Below are 18,579 nucleotides of genomic sequence, written 5' to 3' on the forward strand. Positions count from 1 at the left end.
CGGTCCCCGCGGTGGCCTGCGGTCCGTCCGGCTCCGCTGCCGCGAGCGCCCGAAGCGCGCGCCCGGAGGCCGGGGGCTGCGGCCGCGCCCGTCCACGAGCGTGGCGACCATCGCCAGCACCACCACGACGATCAGAGCCACCCACCAGGTCGTGTCCATGCCCCAGACCGTACCGCCGCGCCCCGCCCGCGCGCGGCGCGATCCCCGGCCCGCCGCCCGGCGACAAGGTCCGCCCGAACCGGTGACAGAGCAGGTGAGTTCCCCCACAACAGGCCGGTGTGGAGGAGCGACCAGCCGTTTAGCGCCTTACGCTCGACAGACCGAACGACCCCCGTCGCCCCCCTTCCACGCCACGGAGGTTCACGCTCCATGAAGCTCACCGTCGTCGGCTGCTCGGGCTCCTTCCCCTCCGTGGGATCGGCCTGCTCCAGCTACCTCGTAGAGGCCGACGGCTTCCGGCTGCTCCTCGACATGGGCAACGGTGCCCTCGGCGAGTTGCAGCGTCACTGTGGTCTCTACGACCTCGACGCCATCTTCCTCAGCCATCTCCACGCCGACCACTGCATCGACATGTGCGGCTACTTCGTCGTCCGCTACTACCGCCACGACGGCGGACGCTGCGACACCATCCCCGTCTACGGCCCCGACGGCACGGAACAGCGCCTCACCACCGCGCACGCCGACACCCCGACGGACAAGTCCATGAGCGAGGTCTTCGACTTCCACACGCTCAAGCCGGGCTCCTTCGAGATCGGGCCCTTCTCGGTCCGTACGGAGAAGCTCGCCCACCCCGTCGACACCTTCGGCATCCGCGTCGAGCACAACGGCAGATCGCTGACCTACTCCGGCGACACCGGCGTCAGCGAGGCCTTGGTGGAGCTGGCCGAGGAGACGGATCTGTTCCTCTGCGAAGCCGCGTTCACGTACGGCAAGGAAGACATCCCCGGCCTCCACCTCAACGGCCGCGAGGCGGGCGAGCACGCCGCCCGCGCGCGGGCGCGCAAGCTCGTCCTCACGCACATCCCGCCGTGGACGGACGCCGAGCGAAACCTGAGCGACGCGCGGGCGGTGTACGGCGGACCGGCCGAACTGGCCCGCCCCGGCGCGGTGTACGAGGTCTGAACGGATACATGACGGTGCCCCCGGCCGGGAAGGCCGGGGGCACCGTCATGTCATCCCGTACCACCCCGTACGCGGTCGTAGGGGGTGGTACGTGCTCCTACTTGGCCTCGGCCTTCTGGAGTTCGGCCAGTTCCTCGTCGCTCTCCCGGCCCGGCGTCGGCAGGTTGAACCTGACGATGGCGAAGCGGAAGACCGCGTAGTAGACCGCCGCGAAACAGAGCCCGACCAGCGCCAGGCCCCACGGGTTGGTCGCGATTCCCAGGTTGAGGAAGAAGTCGACCGCGCCGGCCGAGAAGCCGAAGCCGTCCTTCATACCCAGCCCCCAGGTCAGCGCCATGGACACACCGGTCAGCACGGCGTGGATCGCGTACAGCACCGGCGCGATGAACATGAAGGTGAACTCGATCGGCTCGGTCACACCCGTGACGAAGGCGGTGAGCGCGAGCGAGAGCATCATGCCGCCGACGATCTTGCGGCGTTCGGGGCGGGCGCAGTGGACGATCGCGAGACAGGCGGCGGGCAGCGCGAACATCATGATCGGGAAGAAGCCGGTCATGAACTGTCCGGCCGACGGGTCACCGGCGAGGAAGCGCGCGATGTCACCGCTCTTGCCCTCGTACGAACCGGCCTGGAACCAGGGGAACGAGTTCAGCAGGTGGTGCATGCCGATCGGGATCAGCGCGCGGTTCGCGACACCGAAGATGCCGGCGCCGACCGCGCCCGAGCCGACCAGCCACTCACCGAAGTTGTGCAGACCGGCGCCGAGTACGGGCCAGATGAGACCGAAGACGATGCCGATGAGCAGACCGGCGAAGGCCGACAGGATCGGGACGAGACGACGGCCACCGAAGAAGCCCGCCCAGTCGGGCAGCTTCGTCCGGTAGAACTTCTGGTAGAGCAGGGCGACCACGATGCCCATCACGACACCGCCGAGTACGCCCGCGTTCACGGGGGCGTCCGACATGACTATCTTGCCGTCGGCGACGCTCGCGACCTGCGGCAGATTTCCGTCCGTGAAGGTGGCGAGGACCTTCTGGAAGACCAGATAGCCGGTGACCGCGGCGAGCGCGGTCGAGCCGTCGGACTTCTTGGCGAAGCCGATGGCGATGCCGACGGCGAAGAGCAGCGGCATGTTGTCGAGGATCGCGCCGCCACCGGCGGCCATATAACCGGCGATCTTGGTGATGAAGGTGGGGAACGACTCGCGCCCGAGCATGTCGGGGTTGCCGAGGCGCACCAGCAGGGCGCCGGCGGGCAGCACGGCGACCGGCAGCATGAGGCTGCGGCCGATGCGCTGCATGACGGACATCACGCCGGAGCCCTTTTTCTTCGCCGCGGGGGCGGCGCTGGCCGTGGACATCAACTTCCTCCAGAGGACAAGGCACCGCCAGGAGCAGGGACAATGGGGAGTGGCGGTGACCCGGGAACACGGCGCGCGGCCATGTGGTCTACACCTTTGAGTGGTGTAGACCAGTTGTAGCATGGTGAGGGTTGAATAAGGAACCTTCGAAATCTCTCGATCCGGACTCGATGCCCCGCGTGTGCGGCGGACGCGCGAAAGGGCCCCCGGACCAAGGGGTCCGAGGGCCTGTCCGGGGGTCTGTTCGGGGACTTCCGAGGGGTGTTCGGGGATCGTGCGGGGTCCTGCGAGGGCGGTCGTGCGGGCTCAGGCGGTTGGCCGGCCGGTCGCTCCGCTCACCCCGCGCACCTCACTTCCCCATGTTCTCCTTCTCCACTTCCGCCTCCAGCTCCTCCGGCTCCCGCCCCGGAGTCGGGATGTCGAACTTCGTGATCGCGAACCGGAAGGTCACGTAGTACACGACCGCGAAGCAGAGCCCGATCGGAATGATCAGCCAAGGCTTCGTGTCCAGATGCCAGTTGACGACGTAGTCGATCAGGCCCGCCGAGAAGCTGAAGCCCGCGTGCACCCCCAGCGCCCAGGTGATCGCCATCGACGCACCCGTCAACAGCGCGTGCAGCCCGTACAGCAGCGGCGCGGCGAACATGAACGAGAACTCCAGCGGCTCCGTCACGCCCGTCACGAACGACGTCAGGGCGACCGAGACCATCAGGCCCGCCACTTGCTTGCGCCGCTCCGGCCGCGCGCAGTGCGCGATCGCGAGCGCGGCGGCCGGCAGGCCGAACATCATGATCGGGAAGAAGCCCGACATGAACTGCCCGGCCGACGGGTCCCCGGCGAAGAACCGCGTCAGATCGCCCTGGACGACGGTCCCGTCCTTCGTGGTGAACTCGCCCGCCTGGAACCAGAAGAAGGTGTTCAGGAACTGATGCATACCGATCGGGATCAACAGCCGGTTCGCGACACCGAAGATGCCCGCGCCCCACGCGCCCAGATCGATCAGCGACTTGGCGAACGACGTCAGCCCGTCACCCACCGGCTGCCACAGCAGCCCGAACAGCACCCCGAGGATCACCCCCAGGAACGCCATCAGGATCGGCACCAGGCGACGGCCGTTGAAGAAGCCGAGCCAGTCCACCAGCCTCGTACGGTGGAAACGCTGCCAGACCACCGCCGTGAGCAGGCCGATCAGGATCCCGCCGAGCACACCCGGGTTCTGCGGGGTGCCCTCGGGCAGCGCGTCGGTGACCGTGTCGTCGGCGGGGAACGCGGCCAGCACGTTGTGGTAGACGAGGAAACCCGCGACGGCGGCCAGCGCCGTCGATCCGTCCGCCTTCTTGGCGAAGCCGATCGCGACCCCGATGCAGAAGAGCAGCGGCAGACCGAAGCTCCCGTCGAGGATCGCGTTGCCGCCCTGGAGGAAGACCTTGGTCGTCTTGTCCCAGAAGGGCCCGTGCAGATACGCGTCGAAGAGATTGCCCAGACTGACCAGCAGACCCGCGGCGGGGAGCACGGCCACCGGCAACTGCAGACTGCGCCCGACTTTCTGGAGCCCCTGGAACAGGCCGTTCCACCACGGTCGCCGGGGCGCCGGGGGGACGGCTGACGCATCGGCACCCGTCGAACTCATCGGCGTCCTCCCGTGGCACAGTGGTGTAGACCAGTTGCGATACGCTCCCGAGGCCGGGCCGCGGACGGCGTACCACCGGTGACCGTTATCTTTCGGTACGGGTCGGTCACCCGCCCGCGAAGATGGGCCAACCGTGAGTTAACGTGAAAAATCGGACACGCGGTCAACGCGCGGTGAACCGGGACACCACCCCTTGAACAGCAGGGAGCAGGACATGGCCAGCAAGGCTGAGAAGATCGTCGCCGGGCTCGGCGGAATCGAGAACATCGAAGAGGTCGAAGGCTGCATCACCCGCCTCCGTACCGAGGTCGTGGACCCGAGCAAGGTCGACGAGGTCGCGCTGAAGGCCGCCGGCGCCCACGGCGTCGTCAAGATGGGCACCGCGATCCAGGTCGTCATCGGTACGGACGCCGACCCGATCGCCGCCGACATCGAAGACATGATGTGAGCGGCTGAGCCACCGGGCGGTCGAACCCGCGCCCGGCCCAGGGGCTCGATCCGGACAACCCCCGTACACCGTGCGGAGAACCGGAACGAGCCCCTCAGTCACGTCCCGCTAGGCTCACCCCCATGTCTCGAATCGACGGCCGCACCCACGAACAGCTCCGCCCCGTCACCATCGAACGCGGATGGAGCAAGCACGCCGAAGGATCCGTACTCATCTCCTTCGGCGACACCAAGGTGTTCTGCACCGCCTCCGTGACAGAGGGCGTCCCGCGCTGGCGCAAGGGCAGCGGCGAAGGCTGGGTCACCGCCGAATACTCGATGCTGCCCCGCTCCACCAACACCCGCGGCGACCGCGAAGCCGTACGCGGCAAGATCGGCGGACGCACCCACGAGATCTCCCGCCTCATCGGCCGCTCGCTGCGTGCCGTCATCGACTACAAGGCCCTCGGCGAGAACACGATCGTCCTCGACTGCGACGTCCTCCAGGCCGACGGCGGCACCCGCACCGCCGCCATCACCGGCGCGTACGTCGCCCTCGCCGACGCCGTCGAATGGGCCAGGGCCAAGAAGATCGTCAGGGCCGGCCGCAAGCCCCTGACCGGGACCGTCTCCGCGATCAGCGTCGGCATCGTCGACGGCGCGCCCCTGCTCGACCTCTGTTACGAGGAGGACGTGCGCGCCGACACCGACATGAACGTCGTCTGCACCGGCGACGGCCGCTTCGTCGAGGTCCAGGGCACGGCCGAGGCCGAACCCTTCGACCGCAAGGAACTCGGCGCGCTCCTCGACCTCGCCACCAGCGGCTGCGCGGACCTCGCCGCCCTTCAGGCCGCGGTGCTGGAAGAGACCCTCGCCAAGTAAAGAAGCAACCAAGAGGCGTGGTGCGGCGTCGTTACAGTCGCGACTCGCAGGGGCGTACGGAATCGCCCGTATGCCCCTCCGCACCAAGGGAGGGAACCGACCATGGCCTCGCGCCGACGCACCGCGGTGACCATAGCCGCCGTCCTGCTCACGTTCACCGGGGCGGCCGGCTGTGGCGCACTCGACAAGGCCCTCGACTGCGTCCAGACCGCCGACGCCATAGCCACCAGTGTGGACAAGCTCCAAGAGGCGATCTCCACCGCGGCCAACGACCCGACGCAGGCCGAAGAGGCCCTGAACGACATCGACACCGAGCTCGACAAGCTCCAGGACAAGACCGACAACGCCGATCTCAGCAAGGCGGTCGACGAGCTCGGCACCGGCGTCGGCACCGTCCGCGAGTCCATCGAGAACGGCGACGCCACTCCCGACCTCGCGCCCGTGACGGACGCGGCCACCGAGATCGGCAAGGTCTGCACCCCGTGACGAACGCCCCGGTCGTGGGCGGATAATCGGCGCATGACGCGCCTGATCCTCGCCACCCGCAACGCCGGGAAGCTCACCGAACTCAAGGCCATCCTCGCCGACGCCGGTCTCACCCACGACCTCGTCGGCGCGGATGCCTACCCCGACATCCCGGACGTCAAGGAAACCGGCGTCACCTTCGCCGAGAACGCCCTGCTCAAGGCCCACGCCCTGGCGCGCGCGACCGGCCACCCGGCCGTCGCCGACGACTCCGGCCTCTGCGTCGACGTCCTCGGCGGCGCCCCGGGCATCTTCTCGGCCCGCTGGTCGGGCACCCACGGCGAGGACCGCGCCAACCTCGACCTCCTGCTGGCCCAACTCGCCGACATCGCACCCCCGCACCGCGCCGCCCACTTCGCGTGCGCGGCGGCCCTGGCGCTCCCGGACGGCACGGAACGGGTGGTCGAGGGCCAACTCCAAGGCACCCTGCGCCACGCCCCGTCGGGCACGGGAGGTTTCGGCTACGACCCGATCCTCCAGCCCGAGAACGACACCCGCACCTGCGCGGAGTTGACCCCGGCGGAGAAGAACGCGATCAGCCACCGCGGCAAGGCGTTCCGGGCGCTGGTGCCGGTGGTGCGGGAGCTGCTGGGCTGAGTCGCACGGATGGCCCCGTCCCTGTCGGGAGGGGGCCATCGGCGTGTGCGGCCGGTGGGACTCGAACCCACATGGGATTTCTCCCACGACATCCTAAGTGTCGCGCTTATACCAATTCAGCAACGGCCGCTGGTCGCCAGCCATGGTATCGGGCCTGCGCGCGTTCCGACACGCGATAACGCCCTATGCGCCTTGTGCGCCCTGTGCCGAGCCGTCGCGGGAGCGCTTTCCGCCACCCCGGCACCACGTGGCTGTCACCGCGTGGCAGTTCGGGCAGAGCGGCCGCAGGTTCTCGGCGCGGTCGTCGCTCCGATCGCCGTTGACGTGGTCCATCTCAAGTGTCCGGCGTTAATCGGTTAGTCACGTCCGTAATGTGGATAACTCGCGTCGCTCGCGACGGCGACGGGGGAGGATCTGCTCATGACCGGGAGAGCAGGGCCACCCGCCTCAGATCCGCCGCTCCGCCGCCATCGCCACCACCAGCGCCGCCGCCTCCTCCCTCGTCTGTACCGACGGGGGCGAGCCCTCCAGCGGCTGGCGTGCCGTCTCCTTCATGCACGCCACCGCGCCGACCCCGATCAGGGCCGCGAGCATCGAGTAGTACGCGGGCATCAGGTCGTCGCCGGTGAGGCTGATGAGGCCCGTGATCACGAACGGGGTCGTGCCGCCGAAGAGGGACGCGGAGAAGTTGTAGCCGACCGACAGGGAGCCGTAGCGGACGCTCGTGGGGAACAGCGCGGGCAGGGCCGCCGACATGGTGCCGAGGAGACAGACCAGGGAGAGCCCGAGCATCGCCATCCCGGCGATGACCGCGAGGTAGCCGCCCTGCTGGATGAGCAGGAACGCCGGAAGGGAGAGCACCAGGAAGCCGAGCATGCCCGTCATCAGGAGAGGCTTGCGGCCGAAGTGGTCGCTCAGACGCCCCACATGGTGGATGAGCGTCATCAGGACGACCATCACGCCGAGCAGGATGAGCAGCCCGTGGGTGTCGCTGTAGCCGAGCTGGTCGGAGAGGTAGGTCGGCATGTAGGACAGCAGCATGTAGTCGGTGACGTTGTACGCGCCGACGAGACAGACGCAGAGGATCAGCCTCGGCCAGTGCCCGCGGAAGATCTTGCCGAGGTCGGCGACCGTGCTGGTCTCGACCAGATCGGCGGCCTCGGACGCGTGGACCGTCCCTTGCTCCATCTTCGCGAACGCGGGCGTCTCGTCCAGTCTCAGCCGCAGATAGAGACCGATGAGACCCAGCGGCGCGGCGACGAGGAACGGTACGCGCCAGCCCCAGTCGGTCATGCCGCCGGTGCCGAGCCAGGCGGTGAGCCCGGTGACGAGTCCGGCAGCGCCGACATAGCCGGCCAGGGTGCCGAATTCGAGGAAGCTGCCGAAGAATCCGCGCCGTTTGTCGGGGGCGTACTCGGCGATGAAGGTGGACGCGCCGCCGTACTCGCCGCCGGTGGAGAAGCCCTGGACCAGTCGGAAGAGGATCAGCAGAGCGGGGGACCAGAAGCCGATCGAGTCGTACGACGGGATCAGCCCGATCGTGCCCGTGCCGATCGCCATCATGATCATGGTCATGGCCAGGACCTTCTTGCGGCCGATGCGGTCACCCAGAGGGCCGAAGAACATGCCGCCGAGTGGCCGTACGAGGAAAGCCACCGCGAAGGTCGCGAAGGAGGAGAGGAGTTCGGTGGTCTCGTTGCCGGTGGGGAAGAAGACATGGCCGATGGTGAGGGCCAGATAGCTGTAAATGCCGAAGTCGAACCACTCCATGGCATTGCCCAGCGCCGCCGCTTTCACCGCCCGCTTGACCGCGGCCTCGTCGGTGACGGTGATGTCCGACCTGCGCAGTCGGGGGTTCTTCCGGCGCCGGAGCGCGCGGAAGAGGGCCGGGTGGCGCCGGACCGCGGGGGAGTCGGCAACCTGGTCGCGCTCGGGTGCCGCCATGGGACGGTTTCCTCTCCTCGGGGACGTGCGTCCTCGGGGAAAGCCTCCGCACCGCGCGGCGGGGGCCGCAAGCCGGAGCCACGGCACGGCGGGGCGGTGCCGGGCCGGGCTCCGGTTCGCGTTCTCGACGCGCGGCGTCCGCGTCTCTCAGATGCCGAGATCCTTGATGATCTTCGCGACATGGCCGGTGGCGCGGACGTTGTAGAGCGCGCGCTCGACCTTGCCCTCCTCGTCGACGACGATCGTCGAGCGGATGACGCCCGTCACCGTTTTGCCGTAGAGCTGCTTCTCGCCGAAGGCGCCGTAAGCGGTGAGGACGGCCTTGTCGGTGTCGCCGACCAGCGTCACCTTCAGGTTCTCCTTGTCGCGGAACTTGGCGAGCTTCTCCGGCTTGTCGGGCGAGACGCCGATGACGTCGTAGCCCGCGCCGGCCAGCACGTCGAGGTTGTCGGTGAAGTCGCAGGCCTGCTTGGTGCATCCGGGGGTAAGGGCAGCGGGGTAGAAGTAGACGATGACCTTGCGTCCCTTGTGGTCGGCGAGCGAGACGTCGTTGCCGTCCGCGTCGGGCAGGGTGAAGGCGGGGGCGGTGTCGCCGGGCTGAAGTCGCTCGCTCATGGTTCTCCTCGGTACGGGTACGGGCAGGTCGCCCAGGTGTATCGGGCCGAGCGTAGTAGGGGCGCCGCGGGGTGCGACGGCTGCCGAGCTGACAGACTGTCGGTGAAGGCGAAGGATCGAAGGACCAACCAACCGGACACGACGACGGAGGCAGCGCGGTGTCGGATGCCAGGACCCCTGCGCAGATCGAGGCGGACATCGTCCGCAGGCGCGACCAGCTTGCCGAGACGCTCGACGAGATCGGGGTGCGGGTCCACCCGCAGACGATCGTGGGCGACGCGAAGGCCCGGATGGTTTCCCGGGTGGACCAGACCGCGGGCAAGGCGTTTGTCGCGGTGAATCGCACGGTGTCGGACGTGAAGGGCAGGTTCGTCTCGGACGACGGCGCTCCACGGCTGGAGCGGCTCGTCCCGGTGGCGCTGGTCGTCGTCGGTGTGGTCGGTCTGCTCACGATGTCGGTGCGCCGTCGCCGGGTCTGAGGGCGCGGTCACCCCTCCGGCGTACGGCGCGGGTTCGGGCGGGTAGGTTCGTGGGGTGAGCGACAATTCCCTCGACACCTCCCATGACAAGCTGCCCATCCGGATGCTGCACGACCGGGTGCTGGTCAGGACCGACATCCCGGAGGGCGAGCGGCGCTCGTCCGGCGGCATCGTCATCCCGGCGACCGCCGCCGTCGGACGGCGTCTCGCCTGGGCCGAGGTGGTCGCCGTCGGCCAGAGCGTACGGACGGTGGAGCCCGCGGACCGGGTGCTGTACGACCCCGAGGACCGGGCCGAGGTCGAGGTCCGGGGCGTGGCCTACGTACTGATGCGGGAACGCGACCTGCACGCCGTGGCGGCCGACCGGTTCGAGGGGTCGGAGGACTCCACGGGGCTCTATCTCTGAGCCTTGAGCGCCTCGCGCGCCGTTGATACGGAAGTACGGAAGGGCCCGGTGACCATCGTCACCGGGCCCTTCCGCCGTCTCTTTGCTACGTTGAGGGGACACCCCGACGAGACGCGCCGTACCGGGTCAAGCGAAAGACGACGCACCCCTTGTCCGCGTTCTCGCTCGGAGGTGCTCCCATGGCCTGGGTCCTGCTCATCGTCGCCGGTCTGCTCGAAGTCGGCTGGTCGATCGGGATGAAGTACACCGAAGGCTTCACCCGGCTGTGGCCGAGCCTCTTCACCGGCGCCGGGATCGTCGTCAGCATGCTGCTGCTCTCGCAGGCCGCGAGGACGCTGCCGATCGGTACGGCGTACGGCGTGTGGGTCGGGATCGGCGCGGCCGGCGCGGCTGTCGTGGGCATGGTGGCCCTCGGCGAGCCGGCGACCGCCGCCCGGATCTTCTTCGTCTGTCTGCTGCTGGTGGCCGTGGTGGGCCTCAAGGCGACGTCCGGCCACTGATCACCGGTACGGCTACTGCCGCGGACGCGGGGTACGGGGCGCGCCGTCGCCCGTGCCTCCGTCCGCCGCCGCGCCGCCCCTGTTGTCCCCTCCGCCGCCTCCGCCGCCGATGAGTCCGTCGGTGAGACCGTTCGGCGGCCCCTGTCCCTGGCCCTGTCCCTGCGCGCCGCCGTCGCCCTGACCTCCGTCCGTACCGCCGCCGCCCACGCCGCCGTTGGTCTGTCCCGGTGTCTGGCCCTGGGTCTGTCCCTGGCTTCCGCCGGTGTCGGCGCCTTCGCTCCGGCCCTGCGCCGCGCCCGAGTCCTGCCCCGCGCTCCGGCCGGGCGCGTCGGGCTGTCCCGAGTCCCAGGGGCTCTCCGACTGCCCCGGTGACGAGGACTCCTCGGGCCGGCCGGACTCGTCGCCCGGCGGGGCGATCTCGTCCACGCCGTCCTCCAGGGTCAGTTCGAAGTCCGTGGGGTCGGTGTCCTGAAGCGCCGTCGCCGTGAACTGGCCCCAGATCTGCGCGGGCGGCCCGCCGCCGTTGACGCGTGGCAGGCCGAGCGCTCCGTACAGCGGCCTCTGCTGGGCCGTTTTCGGGTCCGCGCCCATGATCGCGACGACGGTCGCGAGGTCGGGCGTGTAGCCCGCGAACCAGGCGGCCTTGTCGTCCTCGGCGGTGCCCGTCTTGCCCGCCGCCGGACGGTTCGCGGACTGGGCCGCCGTGCCCGTGCCGCCCTCCACGACGCTCTGGAGGATCGCCGTGGTGGTGTCGGCGGCCTGGCGGCTGACGGCCTGTGCCGGGTGCTGGCGCGGCAGTTGGACGGTCGCGCCGTCCTTGGTGATCTCCGTGACCATCGTGTACGTGCCGTGCCGGCCGTGGTTGGCGAGTGTCGCGTACGCCTCCGTCATGTCGAGCACGCTCGCCGTGGCCGGGCCGAGCGCGATGGACGGCGACGCGGTGAGGTCGGGGGTGTCGCTCGGGATGCCGAGGCGGATCGCGGTGTTCCGGACCCGCGTGGGGCCGACGTCCTGGGCCATCTGGGCGTAGACGGCGTTGATGGACTTGTCGGTGGCCTCGCTGACGGTGACGGGGCCGTACGAGACGTCGTCCTCGTTGGCGGGGTCGTAGCCGGTGGACCCGTTCGGGCCTTCCACCATGCGCTTGTTGGTGCCGTCGTAGACGGTGTTGGGGGTGATCCGCTCGCCGTCCTGGGTCCCCGAGTCGTTCTCGACGGCGGCGGTGAACACGAACGGCTTGAAGGTGGAGCCGACCTGGTAGTCGCGGCGGGTCGCGTTGTTGACGTACTGCCGGGTGTAGTCGACACCGCCGTACATGGCGACGACCCCGCCCGTGGCGGGGTCGATGGAGGCGCCGCCGACGCGCACGTTGCGGTCGGCCGGGCGCTTGTCGTCGACCTTCGACGTCACCTGTTCGTCGACGGCGTCGACGAGGGCGTTCTGTTTCGGCCGCTGGAGCGTGGTGGTGATCCGGTAGCCGCCGGCGGCCAGGGTGCTGTCGTCGAGGATCTTGTTCCTGGTGAGGTAGTCCTCGACCGCCTGGACGATGTAGCCGCGCTGTCCCGACAGGCCGGTCGACGGCTTGGCCTTGCCGGGCACCGGGAAGACCATGGCGGTCCGGTCGGCGAGGGAGAGCCACTCCTCCTTGACCATGCCGTCGAGCACGTAGTCCCAACGGCCCTCCGCCTGCGGTCTGTTCTCCGGGTGGACGGCGACGTCGTACGCGCTGGGGGCGTTGAGCAGCGCGGCCAGGAAGGCGCCCTCCGCGGTGTCGACATCCTGGATGTCCTTGCCGTAGTAGGCCTGGGCGGCGGCCTGGACGCCGTACGCGTTGCGCCCGAAGTAGCTGGTGTTGAGGTAGCCCTCCAGGATCTGCGTCTTGCTCTCCTCGCGGTTGAGCTTGATCGCGATGAAGAACTCCTTCCCCTTGCGGACGACGGTCTGTTCCTGGGCGAGGTAGTAGTTCTTGACGTACTGCTGGGTGATCGTGGAGCCGCCCTGGGTGCCCTTGCCGGTCGCGGTGTTCCAGGCGGCGCGGACCATGCCCTGCGGGTCGATGGCGGGCTCGTTGTAGAAGTCCCGGTCCTCGGCGGCCAGCACGGCGCGCCGCACGTGCGTCGGGATGTGGGAGAGCGGCACGTTCTCGCGGTTGACCTCGCCGTCGCGCGCGAGCTGGCTGCCGTCCTCGTACAGATACACGTTGGACTGGGCGACGGCCGCGACGTTGGCGGGCGGGATCTTGACGAGCGTGTAGCCGGTGATGAAGCCGCCGATCAGCAGGAACGCGCAGATCAGGAACGCGCCGAGCAGCATCCGCCAGGTGGGGAGGATCCGGCGCCAGCCGGTGCGCCTGCGGCGGCCCTTGCGGCCGGTGCCTCTCCCGCGAGACCCGCCCCCTGGTCCGTCTCTGCCGGAGCCGTGGTCCGTCGGGTCGCGCGGGGCCCAGCCCTGCTGCTGCGCGTCGCTCATGTGTGCGGAGGCTCCTCGGCCGGGTCATATCGGGAGGTACGGGCTGTACGGGTGATTCGTCTGCGGCACCATGAAACACGGTCGAACCGGCGTGGGGCCGCCGACCGGATAACCCCTCGCGGTGGCTGACCCCCTTGGGCTAGGGTCGTGCGCTTTGGTGCCGTACAGCGGAAACGGCGCGGGGAGACCACACGTAACGGGACCGAGGGGGAGTGCTGACGTGCGTCTGTACGCGGCCGTCGCGGTGGGTGGGTTCCGCCGCTACGCGACGTACCGGGTGGCCACGGCCGCCGGGGTGTTCACCAACACCGTCTTCGGCTTCATCGGGGCGTACACCTACATCGCGCTCTGGGAACAGCGGCCCCACCTCGGCGGCTACGACCTCTCGCAGGCCGTCACCTATGTCTGGCTCGGCCAGGCGCTGCTGATGGCCTGCGCCATGATGGGCGGCGGCTTCGAGGACGAGTTGATGGAGCGTATCCGCACCGGCGACATCGCGATCGATCTCTACCGGCCGGCGGATCTCCAACTGTGGTGGCTGGCGAGTGACTTGGGGCGTGCCGCGTTCCATCTGCTGGGGCGCGGGACCGTACCGATGGCACTCGGCGCGCTCGCCTTCGACCTGGCGCTGCCGGCCGATCCGCTGGTCTGGCTCGCGTTCCTCATCTCGGTGTTCCTGGGGGTCGTGGTCAGCTTCGCCGTGCGCTATCTGGTCGCCCTGTCGGCCTTCTGGCTGCTGGACGGCGCGGGCGTGGGGCAGATCGCCTTCCTGGCGGGGCTGTTCTTCTCCGGGATGCTGCTGCCGCTGACGCTCTTCCCCGGCGTGCTGGGCGAGATCGCGAGGGCGCTGCCGTGGTCGTCGCTGCTCCAGGTCCCGGCGGACGTCTTCCTCGGCCGCCACACGGGGTGGGGGCTGCTGGGGGCGTTCGCCTTCCAGGCCGGCTGGGCGGTGGCGCTGCTGGCGCTCGGGCGGCTGGTGCAGTCCGTGGCGACGCGACGGGTGGTGGTGCAGGGTGGCTGACGAGACGGGCGGGGCGGACGTGAGTACGGCCGACGACACTGGCGGGGCCGGCGAGCGTGCGGCCGGCGGAAGTACGGTCGGCGCGCGTACGGCTGACGGCAGTACGGCTTCCGCCACGGAAGTGGCCGGCGGTGCGTACGAGGCCGAAGGGAAGTGGTCGCGCTCGCCTCTTTGGGAGGGGCTGCGCGCGTACGGCCTGATCGTCGCCATGTGGATGCGGTCCACGATGACCTACCGCGCGTCGTTCGCGATGACGGCCTTCGGGAACTTCGCGGTGACCGCGTTCGACTTCCTCGCGATCCTGATGATGTTCTCGCACGTCGACCGGCTGGGCGGCTACTCGCTGCCCGAGGTCGCCTTCCTGTACGGCGCGGCGGGCGCGGCCTTCGGCCTCGCCGACCTGGTCATGGGCTCCACGGGCCGGTTGGGCAGCCGGATCAGGGACGGCACCCTGGACACCCTGCTGGTGCGCCCGGTGCCGGTGCTCGCCCAGGTCGCCGCCGACCGTTTCGCGCTGCGGCGGCTGGGCCGGATCACCCAGGGCCTGCTGGTGCTCGGCTACGCGCTGACGGTGGTGGACATCGCGTGGACGCCGCTGAAGGTGGCCATGATCCCGATGATGGTGCTCAGCGGCGCGGTGATCTTCTCGGCGGTGTTCGTGGCGGGCGCGGCGTTCCAGTTCTGGGCGCAGGACGCCGCCGAGGTGCAGAACTCCTTCACGTACGGCGGGACGACCCTGCTCCAGTACCCGCCCACGGTCTTCGCGAAGGACCTGGTGCGCGGGGTGACGTTCGTGGTGCCGCTGGCCTTCGTCAACTGGCTGCCCGCGCTGTACGTGATGGACCGCGACGATCCGCTGGGGCTGCCGGACTGGGTGGCGTTCCTGCCGCCGGTGGTGGCGGTGGGGTGCTGCGCGCTGGCGGGGCTGGCGTGGCGGGCGGGGCTGCGCGGGTACCGGAGCACGGGCAGTTAGTGCGGGTTACGGCGGAGCCGGACCGAGGAACCGACGACTGGAGAGGAACGCGCAATGGATTCGGACGGCTCCGGCTTCATCGAACTGGACGGCATCGAGAAGGTCTTCGACGTACGGCGCAGGGCGGGCCTGCTGCGCCGCGAGAAGCACCAGGTCCGCGCGGTCGACGGCATCAGCTTCCGCGTGGCGCGCGGCGAGATGGTCGGCTACATCGGCCCCAACGGCGCCGGCAAGTCCACCACCATCAAGATGCTCACCGGCATCCTGACCCCGAGCGCGGGACGCCTGCGGGTCGCCGGAATCGACCCGCAGCGGGAGCGCACGAGGCTGGCGCGGCGTATCGGCGTGGTCTTCGGCCAGCGCACCACCTTGTGGTGGGACCTGCCGCTGATCGACTCGTACCGGCTGGTGCACCGTATGTACCGCATCCCGGACAAGCGGTACAAGGAGAATCTGGACCGGTGCGTCGAACTGCTCGAACTGGGCGAGCTGTTGGACGTCCCCGTACGGCAGCTCTCGCTCGGCCAGCGGATGCGCGGCGACATCGCGGCGGCGCTGCTCCACGACCCCGAGGTGCTGTACCTGGACGAGCCGACGATCGGCCTGGACGTCATCTCCAAGGCCAGGGTGCGCGAGTTCCTGCGGGATCTGAACGAGGAGCGCCGCACGACGGTCCTGCTGACCACGCACGACCTCACGGACATCGAGCAGCTCTGCCCGCGGGTCATGGTCATCGACCACGGCCGGCTCGTGTACGACGGGGCGCTCGCCGGGCTGCACGAGGTGGGCGAGAGCGAGCGGACCCTGGTGGTCGACCTGGAACGCGAGCTGCCGCCGGTCGAGGTGCCGGGGGCGCGGGTGGTGAAGGTGGAGGGGCCGCGGCAGTGGCTGGCCTTCCCTGCCGCGGCGTCGGCGGCGCCGCTGGTGGCGCGGATCGCGGCGCGGTATCCGCTGATGGACCTGTCGGTGCGGGAGCCGGACATCGAGTCCGTCATCGCGAAGATGCTGTCCAGGAGGAAGGTGCCGGAGCCCGCGGAGTCCGCGGAGCGATCGGCGCTGTGAGGGTGCGGGGGCGGCGGGCGAGGTGTGGAGACGGCGGCGAGGTGCGCGTGGGGGTACGGCGCTGTGACGACCGCCTCACCTTTGACTAGGCTGACAACATGACGAGTGAACTTCCTGAGATGCGCGCCTCGGACTCCGAGCGCGAGCGCGTTGCCGAACTGCTGCGCGAAGCCGTGGCGGAGGGGCGCATCGACATGGAGGAGTTCGACACCCGCCTCGACGCGGCCTTCAAAGCCCGTACGCACGGTGAACTCCAACCGCTGGTCCGGGACTTGCCCGCGCCCGGCACGACGACGGATCTCGCCCCTGCGACCTCCCACTCCACCGCTGTCGGCGGCCGTTGGGCCTCGCGGATCGGCCGAGGCCGAGCGACCTCGAAGCTCGGCTTCGCCTTCTGGGGAGGCTTCAGCCGCAGGGGCAACTGGACCATCGGCCCGTCCTTCACCGGGACAGTCATCCAGGCCGGCGGCGAAATCGACCTGCGCGAGGCGCAGTTCGAGGAGCGGGACGTGACCATCCGTTGCTTCACGCTGATGGGCGGCATCCATGTCGTCGTACCGCCGGACATGGATGTCACGGTGCGCGGCTTCGGTCTGATGGGCGGGTTCGGTGAGGACGGCGAGGCGACGGTTGTGAGTCCCGGATCGCCACGAGTGATCATCACGGGGTTCGCGATGATGGGCGGCGTGGGCGTGGAGCGGAAGATGAGGTCGGCGGACAAGCGCCGTCTCAAGGAGGAGCGCAAGAAGGCGGAGCTGGAGAAGAAGGACAAGTTCCGCAAGGAGCTCGACTGACGGCCGAGGCCGACAGCTGAGGACCGACGGCTGAGGACCGACGACTGGTCGGCCGGCTCGCGCGGTTGAGGGCCGGCCGGCCGCCGGTCACTCAGAGCCGCGCGGGCTCCGTGCCCACCAGGTCCCCGAGATCGACGAATCGCCCCATGGCCGCGTAGCCGGCGTCGCTCGGGTGCAGACCGTCGCCGGAGTCGTACTCGGGCCGCAGCCGGTCGGGGGCGTACGGATCGCGCAGCAGCCGGTCGAAGTCGACGGTCCTGTCGAAGACGTCACCCGACCTGATGACGTCGTTGACCCGGTCGCGTACGGCTTCGAGCCGGTCGGTGTGGCGCGAGTTGCCGCCGAACGGCGTGAGCGTCGAGCCGACGACGCGCAGACCCCGGGCGTGCGCCTGCCGGGTGAGGTCTTTGAGACCGGCGACGATCAGATCCGCGTCGGTCTCGTGCGGCCGGCGGATGATGTCGTTGATGCCCAGCTCGACGAAGACGGCCTCGGCGCCCGACTGCCCCAGCACGTCGCGCCCGAAGCGCGAGACGCCGCTCGGCCCCTTGCCGATGGCGAGGCTCTGCCGCAGGACGCGATTGCCGCTGATGCCCACGTTGAGTACGCCCAGACCACTGCCGCGCACCCGGTCCGCCAGCGTGTCGGTCCAGCGGCGGTCGGCGTCGTAGGAGGAGCCGACGCCGTCCGTGATCGAGTCCCCGATGACGACGACCGAGCCCCGCGCCTGCCGGTTGAGCACATCGACGGCGGTGAGGTAGCGCCAGACCGACGCACGCTCGATGTACGCGTCGCCGCTGAGGTCGCGCGTACGGTCGCCCGCGGCCGTGTACGAGGTCCGCAGGGCGCGCGGGTGGTACGTGACGGGGCCGCCGGGCGCGGGCGTGTACACGGTCACCAGCAGGTCCGTGTCGGGCGCCACCCGGAGCCGTACGGGATCGCTGACGACGCGCCCGCCCGGCGGGACGACGACGGACGTCTTCTTACCGAAGGTGACGGATCGCATGGTGCCCGGGACGGCGCCCGCGTCGTCGTTGCCGTCCGCGGCGGAGATCGAGGCGTGACCGATGAGCAGGGCTTCGCGGCTGAAGAGGTTGGAGAGGGTGATGCGGGCGGCGGTGCCGCCGATGCTGGTGTGCACGACGTTACGTATGGAACGCCCGACGTGGCCGTTGGGTACACCGGGTTCGATCCCGGCCGGCGCGGCGGCCCAGGTCCCGATCCACGCGTCGGCGGACGCGGGCGCCGCCGACCCCACCGGCGTACGGGCGCGCCCGCCCGCCCCGCTTCCGGACGCCGAGGCCTGATCACTGCTGCCCTCGTCACGGCCCCCGCCGCCGCCCAGCGCGCCGACCCCGGCGAATATCGTGGCGCAGACCAGCGCCACGACCGTCATAAGGCCCGCGAACAGGGCGAACCCCCGTTGTCTGTTCATGTCCCCCGTGTCTCCCTCACCTACGTACAAAGGACATCATCCGGCATGGCGCGGGAACTCGGGATGCGCCCCGGGAGTACCAGAGGTAGGGACAATGCGTACAGGTGGGTGAGGGTCCTGTTGGCGGGCCGGTTTTGGGTACGGGACGGTAGGGCATGGCGGCACGTACGCGGCTGGGTGGAGTGAGATGGGTGGAGTGAATGGAACGACGCGATCCGGCTGACCCGGACAGGGCGAAGGGTTCTGGGGAGGGCGAGGCGGGTCCGGTGCCCGGGGGCGATGCCGCAGGCGCGGATGCCGCTCGTCCGGACGCCGCCGGCCGTCGTCGGGCGGGGGACG

Annotated in this window: 18 protein-coding genes, 1 tRNA gene, 1 pseudogene and 1 riboswitch; of the genes and pseudogenes, 12 read left to right on the top strand and 8 right to left on the bottom strand. The window is 69.8% G+C overall.

Features of this window, described 5'->3' with window-relative positions; genetic code table 11:
* The first annotated feature begins 369 nt into the window (after positions 1 to 369).
* Positions 370 to 1,122: an MBL fold metallo-hydrolase gene (locus P3L51_RS26810; protein WP_354607868.1), complete on the top strand. Its 753-nt coding sequence runs from the start codon at positions 370 to 372 to the stop codon at positions 1,120 to 1,122.
* A gap of 97 nt (positions 1,123 to 1,219) precedes the next feature.
* On the opposite strand, the gene P3L51_RS26815 is transcribed toward P3L51_RS26810, so the two are convergent.
* Together P3L51_RS26815 and P3L51_RS26820 are read right to left on the bottom strand one after the other, a co-directional pair.
* Positions 1,220 to 2,482 carry a PTS transporter subunit EIIC gene (locus P3L51_RS26815; protein WP_354607869.1) on the bottom strand — a complete coding sequence of 421 codons (1,263 nt, stop codon included), beginning with the start codon at positions 2,480 to 2,482 and terminating at the stop codon, positions 1,220 to 1,222.
* A 349-nt stretch (positions 2,483 to 2,831) separates the two neighbouring features.
* Positions 2,832 to 4,112 (bottom strand): PTS transporter subunit EIIC, encoded by a 1,281-nt coding sequence (locus tag P3L51_RS26820; protein WP_354607870.1) that lies wholly within the window; start codon positions 4,110 to 4,112, stop codon positions 2,832 to 2,834.
* A gap of 214 nt (positions 4,113 to 4,326) precedes the next feature.
* On the opposite strand from P3L51_RS26820, the gene P3L51_RS26825 reads away from it, so the two are divergent.
* The 4 genes from P3L51_RS26825 to rdgB all read left to right on the top strand — a co-directional run bounded on the left by P3L51_RS26825 (position 4,327) and on the right by rdgB (position 6,542).
* Positions 4,327 to 4,560 carry a PTS sugar transporter subunit IIB gene (locus P3L51_RS26825; RefSeq protein WP_354607871.1) on the top strand — a complete coding sequence of 78 codons (234 nt, stop codon included), beginning with the start codon at positions 4,327 to 4,329 and terminating at the stop codon, positions 4,558 to 4,560.
* A 122-nt stretch (positions 4,561 to 4,682) separates the two neighbouring features.
* Positions 4,683 to 5,420, top strand: a complete 738-nt coding sequence (rph, locus tag P3L51_RS26830) for a ribonuclease PH (RefSeq protein ID WP_354607872.1) — start codon at positions 4,683 to 4,685, stop codon at positions 5,418 to 5,420.
* Positions 5,421 to 5,522: 102 nt separating this feature from the next.
* Positions 5,523 to 5,906, top strand: coding sequence for a hypothetical protein (locus P3L51_RS26835; protein ID WP_354607873.1), 384 nt, complete (start codon positions 5,523 to 5,525; stop codon positions 5,904 to 5,906).
* Positions 5,907 to 5,939: 33 nt separating this feature from the next.
* Entirely contained in the window at positions 5,940 to 6,542 is a 603-nt protein-coding gene (rdgB, locus tag P3L51_RS26840) for an RdgB/HAM1 family non-canonical purine NTP pyrophosphatase (RefSeq protein ID WP_354607874.1), read from the top strand.
* Between the two features lie 46 nt (positions 6,543 to 6,588).
* Here rdgB and P3L51_RS26845 read toward each other — a convergent pair.
* From P3L51_RS26845 to bcp, 4 genes and pseudogenes are all read right to left on the bottom strand, one after another.
* Positions 6,589 to 6,672 (bottom strand) — tRNA-Leu (locus P3L51_RS26845).
* Between the two features lie 53 nt (positions 6,673 to 6,725).
* A pseudogene (locus tag P3L51_RS26850) lies at positions 6,726 to 6,884 on the bottom strand (HNH endonuclease family protein); the annotation flags it as partial.
* 105 nt (positions 6,885 to 6,989) lie between these two features.
* Complete coding sequence (locus P3L51_RS26855; protein ID WP_354607875.1) at positions 6,990 to 8,486, bottom strand: MFS transporter; 1,497 nt, start codon at positions 8,484 to 8,486, stop codon at positions 6,990 to 6,992.
* Between the two features lie 147 nt (positions 8,487 to 8,633).
* On the bottom strand, positions 8,634 to 9,101 hold the full coding sequence (gene bcp / locus P3L51_RS26860) for a thioredoxin-dependent thiol peroxidase (RefSeq protein ID WP_354607876.1): 468 nt from the start codon (positions 9,099 to 9,101) through the stop codon (positions 8,634 to 8,636).
* A 158-nt stretch (positions 9,102 to 9,259) separates the two neighbouring features.
* Between bcp and P3L51_RS26865 the strand changes: the two genes are divergently transcribed.
* From P3L51_RS26865 to P3L51_RS26875, 3 genes are all read left to right on the top strand, one after another.
* Entirely contained in the window at positions 9,260 to 9,580 is a 321-nt protein-coding gene (locus tag P3L51_RS26865) for a DUF3618 domain-containing protein (protein ID WP_354607877.1), read from the top strand.
* A 103-nt stretch (positions 9,581 to 9,683) separates the two neighbouring features.
* Entirely contained in the window at positions 9,684 to 9,986 is a 303-nt protein-coding gene (locus P3L51_RS26870; RefSeq protein ID WP_189107154.1) for a GroES family chaperonin, read from the top strand.
* Between the two features lie 79 nt (positions 9,987 to 10,065).
* Positions 10,066 to 10,133: riboswitch (guanidine-III (ykkC-III) riboswitch) on the top strand.
* Positions 10,134 to 10,165: 32 nt separating this feature from the next.
* A complete protein-coding gene (locus P3L51_RS26875) occupies positions 10,166 to 10,486 on the top strand; it encodes a DMT family transporter (protein WP_354607878.1) in 321 nt (106 codons plus the stop codon).
* 12 nt (positions 10,487 to 10,498) lie between these two features.
* Here the strand turns inward: P3L51_RS26875 and P3L51_RS26880 are convergent, their stop codons facing one another.
* The gene (locus P3L51_RS26880; protein ID WP_354607879.1) at positions 10,499 to 12,955 is read right to left on the bottom strand and encodes a transglycosylase domain-containing protein; all 2,457 of its coding nucleotides are present in this window, start codon (positions 12,953 to 12,955) and stop codon (positions 10,499 to 10,501) included.
* Between the two features lie 220 nt (positions 12,956 to 13,175).
* Between P3L51_RS26880 and P3L51_RS26885 the strand changes: the two genes are divergently transcribed.
* The 4 genes from P3L51_RS26885 (at position 13,176) to P3L51_RS26900 (ending at position 16,805) form a co-directional block, all read left to right on the top strand.
* Positions 13,176 to 13,976 (top strand): ABC transporter permease, encoded by an 801-nt coding sequence (locus P3L51_RS26885; RefSeq protein ID WP_354607880.1) that lies wholly within the window; start codon positions 13,176 to 13,178, stop codon positions 13,974 to 13,976.
* Between the two features lie 121 nt (positions 13,977 to 14,097).
* The gene (locus P3L51_RS26890) at positions 14,098 to 14,949 is read left to right on the top strand and encodes an ABC transporter permease (RefSeq protein WP_354607884.1); all 852 of its coding nucleotides are present in this window, start codon (positions 14,098 to 14,100) and stop codon (positions 14,947 to 14,949) included.
* A gap of 54 nt (positions 14,950 to 15,003) precedes the next feature.
* Positions 15,004 to 16,011 carry an ABC transporter ATP-binding protein gene (locus tag P3L51_RS26895; RefSeq protein ID WP_354607881.1) on the top strand — a complete coding sequence of 336 codons (1,008 nt, stop codon included), beginning with the start codon at positions 15,004 to 15,006 and terminating at the stop codon, positions 16,009 to 16,011.
* 98 nt (positions 16,012 to 16,109) lie between these two features.
* Positions 16,110 to 16,805 (top strand): DUF1707 SHOCT-like domain-containing protein, encoded by a 696-nt coding sequence (locus tag P3L51_RS26900; protein WP_354607882.1) that lies wholly within the window; start codon positions 16,110 to 16,112, stop codon positions 16,803 to 16,805.
* A gap of 91 nt (positions 16,806 to 16,896) precedes the next feature.
* Here P3L51_RS26900 and P3L51_RS26905 read toward each other — a convergent pair whose 3' ends face one another.
* Entirely contained in the window at positions 16,897 to 18,240 is a 1,344-nt protein-coding gene (locus tag P3L51_RS26905) for an SGNH/GDSL hydrolase family protein (RefSeq protein ID WP_354607883.1), read from the bottom strand.
* Positions 18,241 to 18,579 lie beyond the last annotated feature (339 nt).

Source organism: Streptomyces panacea (assembly GCF_040560175.1).
Lineage (GTDB): Bacteria > Actinomycetota > Actinomycetes > Streptomycetales > Streptomycetaceae > Streptomyces > Streptomyces panacea.

Bases quoted from the DNA above. Each gene is read 5' to 3' on its own strand.
- P3L51_RS26855 (WP_354607875.1), bottom strand. From the start codon at position 8,486: ATGGCGGCACCCGAGCGCGACCAGGTTGCCGACTCCCCCGCGGTCCGG.
- P3L51_RS26820 (WP_354607870.1), bottom strand. From the start codon at position 4,112: ATGAGTTCGACGGGTGCCGATGCGTCAGCCGTCCCCCCGGCGCCCCGG.
- rdgB (WP_354607874.1), top strand. From the start codon at position 5,940: ATGACGCGCCTGATCCTCGCCACCCGCAACGCCGGGAAGCTCACCGAA.
- P3L51_RS26835 (WP_354607873.1), top strand. From the start codon at position 5,523: ATGGCCTCGCGCCGACGCACCGCGGTGACCATAGCCGCCGTCCTGCTC.
- P3L51_RS26895 (WP_354607881.1), top strand. From the start codon at position 15,004: ATGGATTCGGACGGCTCCGGCTTCATCGAACTGGACGGCATCGAGAAG.
- P3L51_RS26825 (WP_354607871.1), top strand. From the start codon at position 4,327: ATGGCCAGCAAGGCTGAGAAGATCGTCGCCGGGCTCGGCGGAATCGAG.
- P3L51_RS26905 (WP_354607883.1), bottom strand. From the start codon at position 18,240: ATGAACAGACAACGGGGGTTCGCCCTGTTCGCGGGCCTTATGACGGTC.
- P3L51_RS26880 (WP_354607879.1), bottom strand. From the start codon at position 12,955: ATGAGCGACGCGCAGCAGCAGGGCTGGGCCCCGCGCGACCCGACGGAC.
- P3L51_RS26875 (WP_354607878.1), top strand. From the start codon at position 10,166: ATGGCCTGGGTCCTGCTCATCGTCGCCGGTCTGCTCGAAGTCGGCTGG.
- P3L51_RS26810 (WP_354607868.1), top strand. From the start codon at position 370: ATGAAGCTCACCGTCGTCGGCTGCTCGGGCTCCTTCCCCTCCGTGGGA.
- P3L51_RS26900 (WP_354607882.1), top strand. From the start codon at position 16,110: ATGACGAGTGAACTTCCTGAGATGCGCGCCTCGGACTCCGAGCGCGAG.
- P3L51_RS26870 (WP_189107154.1), top strand. From the start codon at position 9,684: ATGCTGCACGACCGGGTGCTGGTCAGGACCGACATCCCGGAGGGCGAG.
- bcp (WP_354607876.1), bottom strand. From the start codon at position 9,101: ATGAGCGAGCGACTTCAGCCCGGCGACACCGCCCCCGCCTTCACCCTG.
- P3L51_RS26815 (WP_354607869.1), bottom strand. From the start codon at position 2,482: ATGTCCACGGCCAGCGCCGCCCCCGCGGCGAAGAAAAAGGGCTCCGGC.
- rph (WP_354607872.1), top strand. From the start codon at position 4,683: ATGTCTCGAATCGACGGCCGCACCCACGAACAGCTCCGCCCCGTCACC.